Annotated in this window: 17 protein-coding genes; 9 read left to right on the forward strand and 8 right to left on the reverse strand. The window is 40.5% G+C overall.

Annotated elements, in window-relative coordinates; genetic code table 11:
* The first annotated feature begins 13 nt into the window (after positions 1 to 13).
* Both AAEY98_RS03750 and AAEY98_RS03755 read left to right on the forward strand, forming a co-directional pair.
* Complete coding sequence (locus AAEY98_RS03750; RefSeq protein ID WP_351015074.1) at positions 14 to 439, forward strand: type II toxin-antitoxin system PemK/MazF family toxin; 426 nt, start codon at positions 14 to 16, stop codon at positions 437 to 439.
* A 278-nt stretch (positions 440 to 717) separates the two neighbouring features.
* Complete coding sequence (locus tag AAEY98_RS03755; protein ID WP_351015076.1) at positions 718 to 1749, forward strand: site-specific integrase; 1032 nt, start codon at positions 718 to 720, stop codon at positions 1747 to 1749.
* Between the two features lie 78 nt (positions 1750 to 1827).
* On the opposite strand, the gene AAEY98_RS03760 is transcribed toward AAEY98_RS03755, so the two are convergent.
* The gene (locus AAEY98_RS03760) at positions 1828 to 2520 is read right to left on the reverse strand and encodes a hypothetical protein (RefSeq protein ID WP_351015078.1); all 693 of its coding nucleotides are present in this window, start codon (positions 2518 to 2520) and stop codon (positions 1828 to 1830) included.
* 595 nt (positions 2521 to 3115) lie between these two features.
* On the opposite strand from AAEY98_RS03760, the gene AAEY98_RS03765 reads away from it, so the two are divergent.
* On the forward strand, positions 3116 to 3595 hold the full coding sequence (locus tag AAEY98_RS03765) for a hypothetical protein (protein WP_123777028.1): 480 nt from the start codon (positions 3116 to 3118) through the stop codon (positions 3593 to 3595).
* 240 nt (positions 3596 to 3835) lie between these two features.
* Here AAEY98_RS03765 and AAEY98_RS03770 read toward each other — a convergent pair whose 3' ends face one another.
* The gene (locus tag AAEY98_RS03770) at positions 3836 to 4819 is read right to left on the reverse strand and encodes an FAD:protein FMN transferase (protein WP_351015080.1); all 984 of its coding nucleotides are present in this window, start codon (positions 4817 to 4819) and stop codon (positions 3836 to 3838) included.
* Between the two features lie 215 nt (positions 4820 to 5034).
* Here AAEY98_RS03770 and AAEY98_RS03775 point away from each other — a divergent pair, with 215 nt between their 5' ends.
* Positions 5035 to 6015 (forward strand): 4'-phosphopantetheinyl transferase family protein, encoded by a 981-nt coding sequence (locus AAEY98_RS03775; RefSeq protein ID WP_351015082.1) that lies wholly within the window; start codon positions 5035 to 5037, stop codon positions 6013 to 6015.
* An 80-nt stretch (positions 6016 to 6095) separates the two neighbouring features.
* Here the strand turns inward: AAEY98_RS03775 and AAEY98_RS03780 are convergent, their stop codons facing one another.
* Positions 6096 to 8087, reverse strand: a complete 1992-nt coding sequence (locus tag AAEY98_RS03780) for an alkyl/aryl-sulfatase (RefSeq protein WP_351015084.1) — start codon at positions 8085 to 8087, stop codon at positions 6096 to 6098.
* 139 nt (positions 8088 to 8226) lie between these two features.
* Here AAEY98_RS03780 and AAEY98_RS03785 point away from each other — a divergent pair, with 139 nt between their 5' ends.
* Positions 8227 to 9162 carry a LysR family transcriptional regulator gene (locus AAEY98_RS03785; protein WP_351015086.1) on the forward strand — a complete coding sequence of 312 codons (936 nt, stop codon included), beginning with the start codon at positions 8227 to 8229 and terminating at the stop codon, positions 9160 to 9162.
* Between the two features lie 74 nt (positions 9163 to 9236).
* On the opposite strand, the gene queF is transcribed toward AAEY98_RS03785, so the two are convergent.
* Entirely contained in the window at positions 9237 to 10094 is an 858-nt protein-coding gene (gene queF, locus AAEY98_RS03790) for an NADPH-dependent 7-cyano-7-deazaguanine reductase QueF (RefSeq protein WP_162022696.1), read from the reverse strand.
* 54 nt (positions 10095 to 10148) lie between these two features.
* On the opposite strand from queF, the gene syd reads away from it, so the two are divergent.
* Positions 10149 to 10799, forward strand: coding sequence for a SecY-interacting protein (syd, locus tag AAEY98_RS03795; RefSeq protein ID WP_350976488.1), 651 nt, complete (start codon positions 10149 to 10151; stop codon positions 10797 to 10799).
* Positions 10800 to 10982: 183 nt separating this feature from the next.
* On the opposite strand, the gene AAEY98_RS03800 is transcribed toward syd, so the two are convergent.
* From AAEY98_RS03800 to AAEY98_RS03810, 3 genes are all read right to left on the reverse strand, one after another.
* The gene (locus AAEY98_RS03800) at positions 10983 to 13622 is read right to left on the reverse strand and encodes a DEAD/DEAH box helicase (RefSeq protein ID WP_351015088.1); all 2640 of its coding nucleotides are present in this window, start codon (positions 13620 to 13622) and stop codon (positions 10983 to 10985) included.
* A gap of 89 nt (positions 13623 to 13711) precedes the next feature.
* Positions 13712 to 14485, reverse strand: a complete 774-nt coding sequence (locus tag AAEY98_RS03805; protein WP_101087769.1) for a Zn-ribbon-containing protein — start codon at positions 14483 to 14485, stop codon at positions 13712 to 13714.
* Complete coding sequence (locus tag AAEY98_RS03810) at positions 14486 to 14851, reverse strand: hypothetical protein (protein ID WP_192115301.1); 366 nt, start codon at positions 14849 to 14851, stop codon at positions 14486 to 14488.
* Between the two features lie 161 nt (positions 14852 to 15012).
* On the opposite strand from AAEY98_RS03810, the gene AAEY98_RS03815 reads away from it, so the two are divergent.
* Positions 15013 to 15396 carry a DUF3192 domain-containing protein gene (locus AAEY98_RS03815; RefSeq protein WP_162022700.1) on the forward strand — a complete coding sequence of 128 codons (384 nt, stop codon included), beginning with the start codon at positions 15013 to 15015 and terminating at the stop codon, positions 15394 to 15396.
* A 34-nt stretch (positions 15397 to 15430) separates the two neighbouring features.
* Here AAEY98_RS03815 and AAEY98_RS03820 read toward each other — a convergent pair whose 3' ends face one another.
* The gene (locus tag AAEY98_RS03820) at positions 15431 to 15667 is read right to left on the reverse strand and encodes a DUF2789 domain-containing protein (protein ID WP_101087772.1); all 237 of its coding nucleotides are present in this window, start codon (positions 15665 to 15667) and stop codon (positions 15431 to 15433) included.
* A 173-nt stretch (positions 15668 to 15840) separates the two neighbouring features.
* Here AAEY98_RS03820 and AAEY98_RS03825 point away from each other — a divergent pair, with 173 nt between their 5' ends.
* Entirely contained in the window at positions 15841 to 16470 is a 630-nt protein-coding gene (locus AAEY98_RS03825; protein WP_351015091.1) for a GNAT family N-acetyltransferase, read from the forward strand.
* A gap of 68 nt (positions 16471 to 16538) precedes the next feature.
* Positions 16539 to 16847: an Mpo1-like protein gene (locus AAEY98_RS03830; protein ID WP_350996287.1), complete on the forward strand. Its 309-nt coding sequence runs from the start codon at positions 16539 to 16541 to the stop codon at positions 16845 to 16847.
* The last annotated feature ends 256 nt before the right edge of the window (positions 16848 to 17103 follow it).

Raw genomic sequence — 17103 nt, forward strand, 5'->3', positions numbered from 1 at the left:
TTGGAGATAAAAATTGGCAATAAGTTATTCACCAAAAGTCGGACAAATCTTGATGTGTGATTTCACAACAGGATTTATTGAGCCAGAAATGGTAAAAAAACGCCCTGTAATAATATTGGCTACTAGACCTAACGGTCATAAACTTGTTACAGCGGTTTGTTTAAGTACCGTCAAGCCTGAGCCACAACAACCTCACCACATGCTTTTAGAGCAAGCTCACCTACCTAAATTAAAGTTTTTCGAATCAGGTAAGGAAACCTGGGTTAAAGGAGATATGATTTACTCTGTGAGTTTTGACAGGCTTGACCTTATTTTGACCGGTAAACAAAATGGTAAACGAGTATATTTTATTAACCGTCTTAGCCGAGAAACAATGAGGAATGTATATAGTTGTACTCTCAATGGTTTAAACCTCGGAAAATTAAGCCAGCATCTTTAGCATGATATCGGCGCATATACGCACAATAGCGCACAATGTGACACCTTATAACTATTTAATCTTGCGTATAGGCAATTTTTTGTTAAGATGGGCTTGTTACAGCTTCACTAGTAAATCTAGTACGGAGCACTTGAGACTACTACTTGTGAGTAGCCAGCCCATAAATGGCGATGACAAGCCCTATGGCGCTGCTGATAGCCCTCTTTTTTGGAGGGCTTTGTCATTTTTATCACTCCCAAAATATCTTCATCCCTCAAAATTCTCATTGATAGGTCTTTATGTCAGTTAGAAATCTAAAAGACGGTAGCGACAAACCTTGGATTTGTGAGTGCTATCCTAATGGCCGTGATGGTAAACGTATCCGCAAGAAGTTTGCCACTAAAGGTGAAGCGACAGCTTTTGAACTGTACACCATGAAAAAGGTGGACGAAAAGCCGTGGTTAGGTGAAAAAGTCGATAATCGTAAGTTATCGGAATTGATTAAACGCTGGTATGACTTGCATGGCCAACAACTCGCGCAACCTGAAACCCGTTTACGAAAGCTACAATTAACCTGCGATGGCATGAACGACCCCATTGCCAGCAAAATCACCGTTAACGACTTTGCCAATTATCGCCAAATGCGACTTGATGGTGAGATAGAAGATTTTCAAGGTAAAAAGACCAAGGTTAAACCGAACACGATTAACCACGAACATGCCTATTTGAACGCTGTGTTTTCAGAGTTAAAGCGTTTAGGCGAATGGACTCACCCAAACCCGCTTGAGGGGTTACCTCAGTTCAAAATTGAAGATACTGAACTGGCCTACCTTTACCCAGAAGAAATACCTATAGTATTGGACGAATGCCGCAATGCAGAATATGAACACCTGGTAACGATAGTAATGGTGTGTTTGGCAACAGGCTGCCGATGGTCAGAAGCTGAAAATCTAAAAGGCAGTCAAATAGCCCATAACCGCATTACCTTTGTAAAAACCAAAGGTAAGAAAAACCGGACAGTACCAATAGCGCAAGAACTGGCAAACATGTTACCAAGAGTACGCGGCCCATTATTCAGACCATGTCGCAGATCATTCGAACGTGCAATAAAACGAACCGGTTTAATATTCCCAGAAGGCCAAATGACCCACATTTTACGCCACACATTCGCCAGCCATTTTATGATGAACGGTGGCAATATTTTGGTGCTTAAACAAGTATTAGGGCATTCAGATATTAAAGACACAATGCGCTACGCCCACTTCGCACCAGATCACCTGGACGACGCGATTACCAAAAACCCAATAGCAAGTCTATTGGGTAAAAGATGATTATCAACCTCAACCAAAGCCAGAAAGGATCTCGAGGCTAGTAGATTTTTGCTATGTGATTAAATTTATTTTCGATGATTATCTTCGAAAATTCCCATTCCACTTTTCGGCTCCAGCTAGGGGCTCAGCAACAATAACATTGCAGGTCCGGTACAACGAGTGCATATTTGCCATGCCCATTATGTCTACGTGAGTGGTTTTATTCTCAGAGTTCTTACCAAATTTTGAAATATACGTATCATCGCCTAAGCATATTGCCCAATGCTTAATTGAGCTAGGTAATTTATCATCAGTACTGAGACAAACGACATCACCAATTTTTGGCTTATCTTCATTAAAATTGAAATTTGGGGCCTCGGGAACACAACTTATATCTACCAAAAAACATGCAAACGCATGACAGTCAAAACCCTCATTCAACGTCAAGTTATCCTTAAAATAAGCCAATAATCTGGAAGATATTATTTCTGGAATAATAACCTCTGATTCCAGGCTTGAAATACATTTCGTAATTATGACTTTTTCTACCTCACTAATACCTTCAAGAGGCACTTTCTGATTGTCATCGTTGAGTATCCACGCTTGAGCCAAAGAGCAAGAATCTTGGAAATAATTAAGTGGACAAATAATACTCTTACCCTGACTAGGAATAAATATATGTACCTCAAGACGATTAACGGTTCTTCCATATACCGTCATTACACCATCTACAAATGAGTTAACATGAATTTGCATAACCAAATTCTTTGAAGAAGAAAAATTTGTAACCATGATGTTCCTTAATTCTCACATAAAAGTTTATTATACGGCCTCACAAGGTACTCTATCTCATAATGTGGAGGACTACTATGTACTGCATACATAAAGTACTAACAAAATTTATTTCCAACCTTTATCACTCAAAAACAATACGTTATGCTTTAATGCAGCGATCTTGAAACCCTTCACACTCTATAACATTTACGTTGAACAAATGTGGTTACAGATTATGATTTCAGCGAACCCATAGTTCATAAAATAGAACTGATACATGTGATCACATAGATTGTTATGACGACTATATCTATTGTTAATAATGGCGGCGGAATGGCGGCAACTATTTAGAAGGACTGACACTCTCTAACAGATACATAAACATAACTAGCTGAAAGTCTTAATATCAACCCGCACGACTGACTATTAGATAGGATGTAAGGTATTTAGTCGAAAAACTCTTTAAAAAGAAGTAGTTTTCATATAACAAACGCCTAAACTCCGACAATGATTAGTTGCCATGGTATTGGCAAAACAACGCAAAAAACCACGCCAACACATTGCGTGTTAGGCTGGCGTTAGTGTTACTTAAGATTGAGTTTTCAAATTTAAGATGAATGAAGAGAACGAAAATTACTTTATAGCAAAGTATGTGGCTGGTGCTTGTGATACTGATGATTTGGTCAATTATGCAAATTATAAGTTAAACAGTGGCATCTATTCTGACGGGTTACTGGGTATCATTGATGCAGAACCTAAATGTTGGGATATCGTTTCACCTCTTTTTGAAAAACTGATTGCTCAACTTCCTTCATTTGATGATTCAATTCATTTAATAATCAAACATCACTTAAAGTTAATTGCTAGTGAAAAAATCGACCCATTCATTCAATTTAGGCAGCTGCTCAATGATATTGATAATTTTGATCTACATGAAAATGTGACTAAATATGTTGGTGATAATGTAGGCATCGAGCATCTATATGGGTTGTATTACGCTAGAGATGATTTGGAAGTAAATGACAATTATGGTGTTGTTGAAATAGGAGCCCTAATGCAAGAAGAATCTATCAAGTGGCTATCGGAACATTAACAAACGACTAAACCCCGAAAAATTAACATAGCCATATATGGACCTTCCGGTGATTGGCGGCTGGGCCAATTCTTTTATGAATAGAAAGAGGGAACAACCGTTGGTTTCCTCTTGGTCTGGTGTGGGCGAAGCGCCATGACGTTAGTGGCCGCAGGCCATAAGTACATAAGTACAAATCAAAATAACCACCTGGATCCCGGTTCAAAAGCATTACCGGGACGACGAGAAGATTGTTAATGATTAATCTTGTTGTAATCCCGTCGATACATGTAATGTTTGTTGATTGTCGATAATGATTGCTTCGTATTCTGGTAATTGATTAATCAGCGCCATGCCTTGTTGTAATCCCATGACAAAGATGGCGGTGGACAGGGCATCCACAAAAGTTGGATTTTTACCGATAATCGACACGCTGACAACATTGCGTGCTGAGTCGCCAGTTTTGGGATTAATAATGTGATGATAGCGCACGCCGTCTTCGATAAAGTAGCGTTCGTAATCGCCCGAGGTTGAAATTGACTCATTACTAAGTGGTAATTGCACCGCGGTTTTGTCGTCTGCCCTAGGGTGTTTTATACCAACAAACCAAGGGCGTCCGATGCGATCGCCGAGTAATGTGGTGTCGCCGCCAGCGCTGATAAGAGCATTTTCTATGCCTGCGTCTTTTAATATCGAAATACAATTTTTAACCGCATGCCCTTTGGCTATGCCGCCTAAATCAATTTTGACATCAGCATTAGCAAAACGAACTGAAGAGGTGGACTTATCGAGTATTACTGCTTGGTAGTTTATTGCTTTTAATGCGGTGTTAATGGCTGCTTGGTCGGGCTTTTGGTGCTTACGATAATCGTATTGGTAACCTACGGAGGCGTAGGTGATATCAAACATGCCATTGGTTAACTTGGCAATGTCTTGCGCGTCGGTGAGTAAATCAAATAGCTCTGGGCTGATGGTCACGGGTTTTTTGGCTGCATCGCGGTTAATGAGACTGAGTTCGCTGGTGGCGATATAAGGACTCATGGTTTGATCAATGCGCTGCATTTCTTGCTCTACCGCGGCAATTAAGCCATCTGCCGTTGATGCTTCGGCATTGTCAGGTAGCCAAAACTCAACATGTGCCAGCGTTCCCATGACATCAAAACTCTTTTGGTGCCATTGAGCAAACGCAGCATTTGAACTGAGTACCGATAACAATAATATAATGACTAGGCTGACTGTGCGCATGAATGTATAAGCTTTCTATGTTGTGGTGATAGCGGTGATTGTTGATGAATTAGTGCCAATCATCAACAGTAAAAGCGAAAATAACTTTTTTGATGCAGAAAATGCTTATTTGCATCACTCGTTATATGGGGGATATTTGACAAAATTCTCGCGGCATCGGGTTTATTGAGGTAGTTTAGCCGTATTATCGTTTAACAGAGTGTTATGTGTTTTTTATGTCGGTCATGTCTTCAATAACTCAACTCACTAATCATTCAGCTACTCGACCAGACACTCGATCAACTGGGCTTTCTCAGCCTTATGTTTATTTTGTGCCACTTAATGGGGCGTTATCACCTGCTGATTATGAAGTGGGTTTAGCCTTAGGTTGGTTAAGTGATGATGAACTGGCCAAGGTTGATCGTTATAAAAGCGTGTCGGCGCGTCATAATGCGTTGCAAGTACGCTTAGCGCTTCGGGCGGTTTTATCGCTGCACAGTGCATTAACGCCTCAACAATGGCGTTTTAGTTACGGCGCTAAAGGTAAGCCTGCACTGACACAAGATTTGTTGGCGCAAACTGGGCTGCATTTCAATTTAAGCCACAGTGGTCAATGGCTAATGATTGGAGTATTGATTGCACCCAATGCTGAAGAAAAAACTGAGCCAACGATTGATGGAGCGAGTAACGAGTGGGTATACAATCCTGAACAAGATATTTGCTTTGGTGTCGATATTGAACGACAGCGAAGCAGTACCGACATAGTGCCCATTTTGAATCACTATTTTACTCAAACAGAAACCAACACCTTATTGCAATTGCCCGAGGCATTACAACGACAACGATTTTTTGATTTATGGGCCGTAAAAGAATCCTACATAAAAGCACGCGGACTGGGATTAGCGTTATCACTTAAGTCATTTAGTGTTGATTTTAGCCTGGCAGAGCAGTGCAATACCCCGTTGCAACGGGCTGATAATCACAGTCAGTCAATTGAGTTACTTAAGCCGGTAAAACTGAATTTTACCGATAGCAAACAGCCTGCCGCAACCGATTTTAGTTGGCAAACGGTGATGGGACGACTCGATAATGAATACCGTTTTGCGGTGACTTTGGGGTTGGCTAACTCAGCTGTTTCTAACGTGGTAATTGAACCTTACTCTATTTACAACACCTTATCGTGTGCCCAATTAAGCTTTGATGATTTGTTGGGTTGATGGAACCGTTGATGACTTAGCCGAAGCAATGCTTCGGCTAAGACTAAAGCCAAGATCAAGAAGATGGTACGATCTGGTAATTATTTTAACGGTACAATTTCAAATTTGTCATTGAATTGTACTAAGGTCGAGGCAATTTTCCCAAAGGCTTGTTTGTCGCCAGTCATACTGGCATCACCTTGTTCAATTAATTGCGTTAACGTGGTTTGACCTAATAAAATACTGACAACATCCGCTTTGGCAATGGTTAACGTTGCATCACCTTTTTGAAGTTTATTAACAACAATATTGTTCAAATTACCATGACTAAGCTCTACAAATATTGTGCTTTCAACTTCCGTCTTATCGGCTTTAGTCACCACATTTAAACTAATATCGCCCAGTTTATCTGCGGCAATGCTATCTATTTTTACGGCTAAAAAGTCAAATAAAGTCGGCATATCCATTTCGCTCAATACATCTGCAGAGGCTGATTTAGGTGTACCTGGCTGAATTCCTATTCTTAACTCTTGAGTACCGGTTAAATAGATGTTTCTCCAACCAGCCCCTTCAGCTTGATAACCTAGTTGCTCGTAGGTGTCGGCTAGTAGATCTCGAGCACTTTGGTTACTTGGATCTGCCATAACCACTTTGTTAAGCGCTGTAGCTACAAAACGGTATTCACCTTGGCTAAAATCTGCTTTGGCCTTTGCGACAACGTTGTTGGCGCCGCCCATGTACTCGACAAATTTTGTCGCTTCTTGTTGCGATGGCAATGGGTTTAAGTTAGCTGGGTTCATGTCAAAGTAGCCTAAATACATGTTGTAAACAGCTTTAGCATTATGACTGTAAGTGCCATGATAGCCATTGGTGTACCATTGATCTTTTACCTGCTGTGGAATGGTGTCCATGATGGCGTCACCAATATCTTGTAATACTACGCCTTGATTAGCTAATCGCAGTGATTGGTTATGAACTAAACCATAATTGTCGCGTTGCATTTTAAGGTATTGATTTACTTCATTGTTACCCCATACTGGTGCTGAATGCGATGCGAATAGCACTTCAACATCTTGACCAAATGAATTGATCATCTGGTTAATGTCTTTTGACCATTTTAATGCATCGCGTACTTTTGCGCCGCGTAAAGTATAGATATTGTGCATACCATCGTAGGTTAATTCCCCGCTCCATAAGGCTTTCATTGAAGGAATATAAGTGACCATTTCGCTGGCTGCTTCTGTTCCTGAGGCATCCATAAACACCATTTCAAGTCCATCGACAGTTAAGGTTTCCCATTTATCTTTTTGATTAAGTTCGTAGTCGGGTTTTACGTAGGTAATTTCACCTTTGGATAAACCTTTAGCAAGCGCAGCGTCAACAATACCATGATCATGTTTGCCCAAAGTTGCGCCATATTGGTAGCTGGCTCGACGGCTCATAGCGTTGCCTGCGAGTACGTTTTCGGCAACCACTTCGGTTGTAATATTGTTTGACCCGTACACTTTTACATCAGGATATAGCTCTTGAATCCCCCGGGCTCCGCCAAAGTGGTCAGCATGGCTATGTGAATAAATCATTGCAACAATCGGTAATGTATTCCCTTCAGGAAGGTGTTCAAAAGCAAATTTGATAGATTGCTGCGCCGCTTCTTTGGTTAATAACACATCATAAACAATCCAACCTGTTTTACCGCGAATTAAGGTCATATTTGACAAGTCAGTACCACGAATTTGATATATGCCATCGGTGACTTTATATAATCCGTTCGAGACCATATTAAGCTGTGATTGGCGGTATAGCGACGGGTTAACTGAGTCAGGATATTTATCACTGATAAAGCTAAATTCTGCACGCAGAATATCTGCGGTGGCTTGATCAAACTCGGCAATTCTATTTTGGTTGAAACGGGTGAACGCATTTTTGTCATTAAAGTTAAGCGTTTTGGCTACCTCGGCATTGTGGGCTGCCGTTGCTGGAGTCGCTTCTTTTCCCTGGTAATCGACACTTAAGTGGTCGTGTTCATGCTGAGCGGCTAAAGCATTGAGTGACAGGGTCGAAATCATTGATAGTGCGATGATAGATTTTTTCATGGTAAGTCCTCATATAGTTAAAGATAAATGTTTTAACGTTGATGAAACTATCTTAGTGGTTAAATACCAAAAAATAACTATAGTGAAATGGTGATGAAACATTTTTTATATGAATGTATTTGACCTAAAAGGAATGAGTATGAGCGATGCGTTTGCCAATAAATTGCCAGCATTGGATTTAAATTTACTGCGAGTTTTTTGTACTGTAAGCCAGCAATCATCAATCACCCGCGCAGCAGAACAGTTAGGGTTGACGCAGTCGTCTGTGAGCAATGCGATTAGCCGTCTTAAAAACACACTGGGTTGTGAATTATTTATTCGTGTTGGTCGTGGTATTGAACCTACAGCAACAGGGTTACATATATTTAATACTGTTCAGCCAATGCTAGATACCATTGAACAAACTTTGATGGGAGTTAAAGCGTTCGATCCCAGTACCTCTAGAAGAGTTTTTACCATTTATGCCAATGAAGCTGTTATCGATTTATTACAACCGCAATTAGATACAGCATTAGCTAATTTGTCTGTCAGGGTGGTGCTACGTAATTCACCAGTATTAGAGGCGGAACAGTTTCAAGACTTACAAATGCAAAAAGTAGATTTGGTAGTGGATATTATGCCGCCAAAACTAAAAATGTTTAGTTTTAAAAAGGTCGCCCAAGAGCGGATTATTTGTGTGGTACGTCAACATCATCCAGTGATAAAAAACCATGTCAGCAGCGATGATTTTTTTGCCGCCGAGCACGTTATGTATCGTCTACATCGCGATAATATGCGTGTTGCAGATATCATTTCTAATGATCCATTACCGCAGCGCACTTTATACAGTGAGCAGTCGTCTATTTTGAGTATGTTGTCGTTAATCAGTAAGTCGAATGCCATAGGCATAGCGCCATATACTTTTACCCAAAGCTATGCGCAACTGTTTAAACTAACCTTGCTTGAATTACCTTTTAAGACTCGGCCAATAAATTTATACAGCATTTGGCCGACAAAACATGCATTAGATAAGTCATGTATTTGGTTAAGGGAAATAATTGAAAAACTGATGCATAATGCATATGGTTGTTCATAATGCATGGAACATTAATCAAAAAGCCAATCTTAGAGAGATTGGCTTTTTGTTAATATCGCTATATGTGATGGCGATTATTGTCTCGCGAGGCGATTTGATTCCGGTGGGTTTTCAAAGTCGCTGCGGTACGGGTTGATGTCTAAGCCACCACGACGCGTATAACGTGCGTAAACGGTTAACTTAGTGCACTGGCAGTATTTTTTTAAGTCGACAAAAATACGCTCAACGCACTGTTCGTGAAACTCGTTATGCTGGCGGAAAGAGATTAAATAGCGCAGCAGTTTTTCACGATCAATTTTAGGGCCTTGATAACGGATCATCACGCTGCCCCAGTCTGGCTGAGAGGTGATTAAACAATTAGACTTCAATAAATTTGAATTCAGTGTTTCAGCCACGTTTTTGTCAGGATCTGTACCACCGATTAAATGATCGGGATTAAATGCGTATTCGTCGACTTCAATATCCAAGTCATCAATACAAGTACCCGGTAAATCAATAATACGTTCAAGATTAAAATGCTTTGGTTCGATGACTTTGACGGTCAGATCACCTTGGGCACAAGCGATTAAATCGCGGCTTAACGTTTCTTGTACGGCTTCGACACTGTCAAACTTAGTTTGGTTAAAACTATTTAAGTACAGCTTAAAAGATTTAGATTCAATCAAATTGACACTGTTGATATCTAACTGAACTTCCAAAATGGCAACAACAGGCTTGCCTTTAGCATTAAGCCAAGACAATTCATATCCGGTCCAAATATCGGTACCGTGAAAAGGGAGTTGACCACTTAATTCAATAGCATCTCGGTTAAGTTTACGTGGAACCCCTTGCAGCAGTGACGCGTCATACTCAGCTTGATAAGCAGTTGCTTGGCCTAATGTTAGGCCTTTTAATGCTGCTGCATCACTATAAGGGTCGTGATTGTGTGTCATCTAATCGGTTTCCGTGTCAAAATATGGTTTTATTATAAACTACGAGTGGCTTAAGTGTCTTGTTCATCTGCATTAGATTGCTTTATAAAAAACTATCTTAAATCTTATCAAGATACGCTATCTGAATTTCCGCGCTATTATCCTTTGGGCGAAGACTCAATATGTATTCAAGGCACCTTTAATGCGGACACTGATGATACTGTGTTCTGGCAGCCCATTAAACGTGACAATGTCGCTGACTTTAGTAACGTGGAGCATGCATTAAATATTCAATTACACCAAGATATTCATGCATTTTATGGCCAGTATTTTTCCGCGCCATTACCGTTTACTGCATCATTTGGCGACGGTGAATTACTCCAAGCATGGAATCAAGATGACTTCGAAAATTTGCAACAAAATGTAATTGGTCATTTGATCATGAAGAAAAAGCTCAAACAACCAGCAACTTGGTTTATCGGTGTGCTAGATGATGACGACGAAATGCTAACGGTAAACAATGATGATGGCAGCGTGTGGATTGAAATTCCAGGTGAAAAACAGCGCACTAAATTAGCCGAATCATTAACGGCGTTTTTAGAGCAAATATCGCCGATGATCAAACCGCCATCAAAACCCGTCGAGGAATTACCTCATACGGTAGATCATCCAGGTATTTGGCAACGCATTAAAACCATGTGGGATTATTTGTTACGCAAAAAGTAACCGCATCAAGCATTGAAGTGCCATTTTATGGTGCTTTAATGCGTTCATTGCATGCAAACACGAGCATTCAAACACGAGCATTCAAACACGAGCATTCAAACACGAGCATTCAAACACGAGCATTCAAACTCGAGCATTCAAACTCGAGCATTCAAACACTCATCTTCCTCGTAATATCCTCCTTTATGCTTCGCTTAGGTTATTTTCTCCACACTTTAGTGTCTGAGTTATTTTGTCTATGCACGCTTGTTTATCAACAATCCACAATCCGTAGCTTATGGGCAATACTTCAACGCCAGCCCGTTTAAATAATTTGTAGGTTGTTAGCTCAAAAAAGTTAGCCCAAGGCCCAGGAAAACCAATAAGATCAACAGCAAGGTATTTGTCTGCATAACGACACAATAGGTCTATTTCGGTACCGGCAATGGTATACCCTGCCCAAGTATCAATGTTGTGCTGGGTTAATGCCTCAATAAGATCTTGCTGAAATGTGTCTATCTCTGAGGTCACGCTGTGTTTGGCATTAAAGGTTGTTATAGAAGTAACATATTGGCGTAACAGGTTGTGTTCTGGTAGTAACGAGTCGTCAATAGACAAATAGATCAACTGCTTTTGACGAGCCCTGGTAATGGTGACGTTAAACACATCCGCTTTATTTAAATATGCAGCCGCGCGTTTACTGTCGTTATCAATTGCAAACGAAATCAGCATGATATCCCGCTCTTCGCCTTGAAACCCAAACGGCGTAGCTGCACGTATGCTGTGTTTAATGACATCGGTTTGAGGGATCTTCTGCTCAATCAATGTGGCGATATATTCAGCCTGTGCGCTAAAAGGCGAGATAATCCCAATACTATGAGTGATGCCTGTTTGGGCATCTTGTGTTATTTGATGTTGGATCTCTGCTAATAAACTCTGTGCTTCTTGTGGGTTAACGCCCGATGCGTCACGAGTGCCTGCTACACGCTGAAGGTGTAAATGACCTGAACTGGTGCAGGGGCGATGTTGCATGATTTTTAATTTAGATTGATAAAAAGACTGGTTACTAAAATGAATCAGCTCAGGCTTACTTCTAAAGTGTTCATCTAAAAAGGCCAACTCTTGCGCGCTAGCTAATGTTTTTAACGCTAAATCTAAGATGGAGTTATCTCGATAACTGATGGCTCCTGGGCTGCTTTCGGGCACATTATTTTTGGCAAGCAATTGAGTTTGTTTGCTTCTGGCTAAAAAGGAATAGTGCTTTAATTGCTTAGTGTCGCCAACAATCAGTACACGTTTTGCACGGTATAGCGCAGGTAAGCAACTGCTAATGTTGCACTGTGTTGCCTCGTCAATAATCACTAAATCAAACATTTCACGATTAAGTGGCAATACTCTGTGCAGGCTGTTTAAGCTGGCGAGCCAGATGGGAAACGCGGCAAATAATGTGGCGTATTCTATTTTTTCAAATAACGCGAGTTGTTTACTAGACGTTCTACTGCGAATCGCTTGGTTAAAGGCCTGTAGCGATTTACGGTGCTGATTAACTAATGTGTTTAAGTTATTCTTTTTGAGTGCGTTAAGATATTCAGCTGCGAGTGTTTCCCGCGTAACCGTATGGTTATTGATAGTGTTTAATGCATCCCATTGATGATGCCATTGGTTTATTGACCCCTGGGTAAAAAACAAATAAACCCGTTTTAGCCATGTTGATTGTTGTGCTTGAAGTTTATGTAGGTGCAAACCACGGCGAATAGACTTGCGACTGAACGCCAGGAAACGTTTTTCCAGTTTTATCAGTAATCGTTGCAGCTTATTCAGTTCGTCTTCACATGCTTGCGGGTTTTGGCTTAAGTCATCGCTAAAGTATCCAGCGAGTAAGTCCGCGGTATAGTCTTTTAATTGTTTTAAAAATGCTTTTTGTCCTGCGCGAATAGACACTTCGCCCAAGTTAAAATTACTCGCCAATTTATCTGCAATCACATCAAGGGCTACGTCATTATTTGCCACAATAAGCACCGACTCACCGCGCGCCATATGTTCGGCAGCAACAGCAGCAATGGTGTAGCTCTTGCCCGTTCCTGGCGGACCAGATACGCAGCCTAAATCGGCATTGGCAGCGATATGAATAACTTTCTTTTGTGGCGTAGATAATAACCCCGGTAAAAAGTCATATTTAAGTGTTGGGGCTCTGAGTCTTACAGCACGTTTTTCAAACGTTTGGTTAAACAGTTTACAAATAGGAGCTGATTGCTCGTTAGCGCTAATGATACTTTCTAATTCGTGAAGTACACCGCGACTGCTCGATGACCTCTCGACAAAAAGTAGCATCGAAATAGGTAATAAGCGGGGAGTGTCTTGGGTTAATGCTTTTTTAATGTCTTGGTGCCCAGCAAGCCTGGGATATTGCAATAACTCTAGTGAGTTTATGTCAATTTGATTACTGCTAAAATATGAGGTCCAAAAAGATGGTGAATGTATATCTTCATTGATGAGATCTTCTGAAAGCTCATTATCTTCTGGTAGCAATTGTTGCAGCAGGGCTTCATTGATTTCAGTGTCTTCTGTTTGGGCTGAAAAATAGAAATTATTGTTTTGTTGTTCAATGGTGGCTTCATTAAACAGCAGCGGTGAGACAACCGTTTTGAGCTCACCTTTTATAGTGACTTTACCGACAAATAGAAATCGTGCGTACAGCAGTATTCTTTCCCTTTGGTACATTGCCACTCGCTTAAGCATTGGCTCAGCAAATTCTTGCGGGATAGGCAAACGAGGTAAAAAACCTGTCCCTAGCTCATCTTGCCCTTCAAGAATGAGACGATCTTCTTGTTTAAACTTGTTCACATTCCAAAGATTGATGGAGGCGCTATCTTCCTTATAACAATCTTTGTAGTAGGAAATAATCTGCTGATAACTCAATGGCACAATTCCATTTATTGATGATCCCAAGACAAATTAGACACAATACGGCAAGGCTCGCAGCGAAAATGAAACATGTCTAAAAGTGGCTCATCTAGCTTCCAATCTTTAGATCCACAGCGTGGGCAGGGGCGAGCTAGCTCTGCTTGCAATGATTCGCCGCCCACACGGTATAAGTAATAATAGGTGGGGATATTAGTTAAATATTCTATCCGGCCACGTAAATCCCAACCGCGTCTAAATAAGTCACTGTCCGCTCGAGTGATCTCATCCAAAGCTGCAAACTCTGCTTTAGTGGCTGCGGCCATTTGCAGTTCATCGCATGCTTGCCACTCTGTTTGCCATTTTATGATGCGTTTGTGATCGCCATTAAAAGTAGCAGGCAGCTGATAAAGAGGTATTGGTAACAGGTTATCGCCATTACGCAGTGGCGAACACATATGCACATAACTGGTATACAGCAGTTGCCATGAAGGCGTATCGGTATTGCTGGCTTCGGAGTTAATGTCTTGGCCGATGAATTTCTCTCTAGGAGCCAATAGCTTAGCTGCTGTTAGGCCTGCTAAGGCTACTTTTACCCATGGGCTACTGTGGCGGTTAGCTAAGCTGGTTTTTTCAGGTAACAGCAAACGAACTCTAAATTCACCGTCATTAAAGGCGACCGCAAATTCACGTCCTAAAATTTGTCCATTAGCTCGTAAGGCTTCAAGAAAAGCGTTAATGGCTTTCTCTACCGTATCAATTGTCGTATCGGCAAAACATTCAAAGCGTAGTTCGGTGACAAACATCTACTGCTCAGCCTTATTATTGATTATGTAGCTTTGAGTCATATTATTTTGTAATTGGTTTTCTAACTCAGTAACTCGTTGGGTTAACTGACTAATGTGTTGTTGTAGGGTCATAACCTGTTGGATCACTTGAGTAAGATCGGGTTGATCATGTGATGGGACATCGGCTATTGATGGAATGTCTGCTAATTCCGGTAAATGTTGCCACTCAGATTTAGGCAGCGCCTTAAATTGTTGTAAACCTTGGATAAGGGTAGGCATCGGAATGCTATTGCCTAAACGACTTTTTATCAGCGCCAAGCTGGGCGTATGCCCATTGTTAGCAATTGATTTTGCTGCGGCAAGTACTTGTTCAATTGGACTCATTGTTGGTTTAATTCCTTAATTCCATATAGTGAGATTAACTAACTTTCTTGTTGAGTTAAAACATAAAGCTATATAAATCAGTATATTATTTTATGGCACGATTTTGGCTTAAAGGATCTGTAAATACAATGCGGATTTTATTTTAACAAAAAGGATGCAACATGAAATTAAAACTTATCGCAGCGGCATTAATTGGCGCTACATCACTAGGATTAAGTGGTTGTGTTATTAGTGTCGGAGACCATGAATCGGGTAAAAGTGCTGATTATTGGCAAGTGCAACAAGATAAAAATCGTGATCTGTTGAGCAAATTGTCTATGGGAATGAGCAGTGATCAAGTCACAACCTTAATGGGAACGGCTGATTTTAGTGAAGCTTATACCAAGTCGGCTCAAAATAATGCAGAGCAATCCATCAAAGTGTTGTTTTATCGTACCCAATGGGCAGAAGGCGATGGTAAAACAACCAAAGATGAATGCACGCCAATTGTGTTCAAAGATGACGTTTTAGTGGGCTGGGGTGATACCGCCTACAGACAGCACTAATTGCCGAGTGAGGTTATCCGACATTAAGTGTTAATTACAATTTAGCTCGCATCATCACGTCCAATTGGTCAATCACTTCTGACCATTGGGCGTCTTGTAATAATGCCTCTTTTAAAAATGCTTTTTGACCTGAATTCCAGCAATCGGCATCAGTAATTAATGTGTGTTTATCCAGTTTGTTTTGGATAACAAAGTCGTCGATTCCCTCTTGATCGTGAGGCAAACCTAATTGCTTAAATAAGTGACTTAAATCATTTGATGTAGTGTCCATTTGGCGCATTCCTTATGATGGTTAGATAAACAATTTTAGTATCCGTCTTGATGAGATAAATTGCAAACAACTGACACTCACAACCGCTAACAGGTAAAATGGGTAAACAAAACTTGTACAATGTTTCAAACTTGTTAAGTTAAGTTTAGCGAGTTAACCAACAAGGAATAATAATGGACAATAACACCTTGGAAACTTTACGTGCAGTCTATTTGACGGCAGAAGACTTACGAGTCGCAGCTTCTATTCTTTATAATGCTTATCATGATGATCCCTATTTTATCGAGGTACTTGGGCAAGATGACAATCAACAATACGAACAGAAACTTCGAGCGGCGATTCGTGAAGAGTTAAATGAACAGTGGCAACAAGAACAACCTTTAATTGGCCTATTTGACGGTGACCGTTTAATTGGGGTTGCCTGTGTGATTACGCAACAAGTACCTTTGGGTGAGGGGCGTTATTGGCATTGGCGTTTTAAAATGATGTTGGGTACAGGATGGAAATCAACTCAAGGGTTAATGCAAAAAGAGACCTGCATTTTAGAACATCTTCCTTCGCAAAAATGCGGGGTTTTGCAATTTATTGCCTTATCCCCCAATGAGCAGCAAAAAGGTTATGGTGCCAAGTTAATTCAAGCGGTATTGAGTTGGTGTGATGAGCAACCTGGGCTTGATGGCATTGGGGTATTTGTGAGTAACTCTTCGCACCATCAAGCATTCGTGAAACAAGAATTTGTCAGCATTGCCACTGTGAGTATTGGCAATATTGAAGGTGAAATATTGTTTTACAGTAAGGCATAGTGTCTAAAATGAAATAATCTAATATTAACAGAGCATACCATTAGCGAGTTGTTAATAAGGAGTGAGTAATGGAACCTAAGCGTTATTCTTCATTTGCAGAGTTTTATCCATTTTATCTGTCGCAACATCAAGATCCCGTTTGTCGAAGACTGCATTACATTGGCAGTAGCATTATTGTTGTGATTATTATTAACACTCTGATTAACCAACATTGGTGGCAGCTATTGTGGTTGCCGGTAGTCGGTTATGGTTTTGCATGGTTAGGGCATTTTATATTTGAAAAAAATCGCCCCGCAACATTCACTTATCCGCTATACAGTTTATGGGCAGATTGGGTCATGTTTGCTCAAATGATAAAGCGTTTATGGCGCAAATAACCCTGGAAGTATTAACTTGCTCACGCTTTTGTAAGCAATATCCTACAAGTGTGTAAGGGATCTTATCTAAAGTTGTCAGTGTTTAACGTTATAAATTATTTTTAATCTTTTAAAATCAGGCAATTACATTTTTCTAACGATTTACTGACATGTGAGATGTGTATTTAAATGGAGTAGAGTGACTTTTCTCGGCGTTTATTTTGGCTAGAATGTAGTTATCGAAAGCGGGTCATCAGTTGGTTTTCTTAGGATGAGA

The organism is Shewanella sp. AC91-MNA-CIBAN-0169 (assembly GCF_040310165.1).
In the GTDB taxonomy this organism is placed as follows: Bacteria; Pseudomonadota; Gammaproteobacteria; order Enterobacterales; family Shewanellaceae; genus Shewanella.

Excerpts from the sequence above, each read along its gene's own strand:
- AAEY98_RS03755 (WP_351015076.1), top strand. The coding sequence starts at position 718 with ATGTCAGTTAGAAATCTAAAAGACGGTAGCGACAAACCTTGGATTTGT.
- AAEY98_RS03760 (WP_351015078.1), bottom strand. The coding sequence starts at position 2,520 with ATGGTTACAAATTTTTCTTCTTCAAAGAATTTGGTTATGCAAATTCAT.
- AAEY98_RS03765 (WP_123777028.1), top strand. The coding sequence starts at position 3,116 with ATGAATGAAGAGAACGAAAATTACTTTATAGCAAAGTATGTGGCTGGT.
- AAEY98_RS03770 (WP_351015080.1), bottom strand. The coding sequence starts at position 4,819 with ATGCGCACAGTCAGCCTAGTCATTATATTATTGTTATCGGTACTCAGT.
- AAEY98_RS03775 (WP_351015082.1), top strand. The coding sequence starts at position 5,035 with ATGTCGGTCATGTCTTCAATAACTCAACTCACTAATCATTCAGCTACT.
- AAEY98_RS03780 (WP_351015084.1), bottom strand. The coding sequence starts at position 8,087 with ATGAAAAAATCTATCATCGCACTATCAATGATTTCGACCCTGTCACTC.
- AAEY98_RS03785 (WP_351015086.1), top strand. The coding sequence starts at position 8,227 with ATGAGCGATGCGTTTGCCAATAAATTGCCAGCATTGGATTTAAATTTA.
- queF (WP_162022696.1), bottom strand. The coding sequence starts at position 10,094 with ATGACACACAATCACGACCCTTATAGTGATGCAGCAGCATTAAAAGGC.
- AAEY98_RS03805 (WP_101087769.1), bottom strand. The coding sequence starts at position 14,485 with ATGTTTGTCACCGAACTACGCTTTGAATGTTTTGCCGATACGACAATT.
- AAEY98_RS03810 (WP_192115301.1), bottom strand. The coding sequence starts at position 14,851 with ATGAGTCCAATTGAACAAGTACTTGCCGCAGCAAAATCAATTGCTAAC.
- AAEY98_RS03815 (WP_162022700.1), top strand. The coding sequence starts at position 15,013 with ATGAAATTAAAACTTATCGCAGCGGCATTAATTGGCGCTACATCACTA.
- AAEY98_RS03820 (WP_101087772.1), bottom strand. The coding sequence starts at position 15,667 with ATGGACACTACATCAAATGATTTAAGTCACTTATTTAAGCAATTAGGT.
- AAEY98_RS03825 (WP_351015091.1), top strand. The coding sequence starts at position 15,841 with ATGGACAATAACACCTTGGAAACTTTACGTGCAGTCTATTTGACGGCA.
- AAEY98_RS03830 (WP_350996287.1), top strand. The coding sequence starts at position 16,539 with ATGGAACCTAAGCGTTATTCTTCATTTGCAGAGTTTTATCCATTTTAT.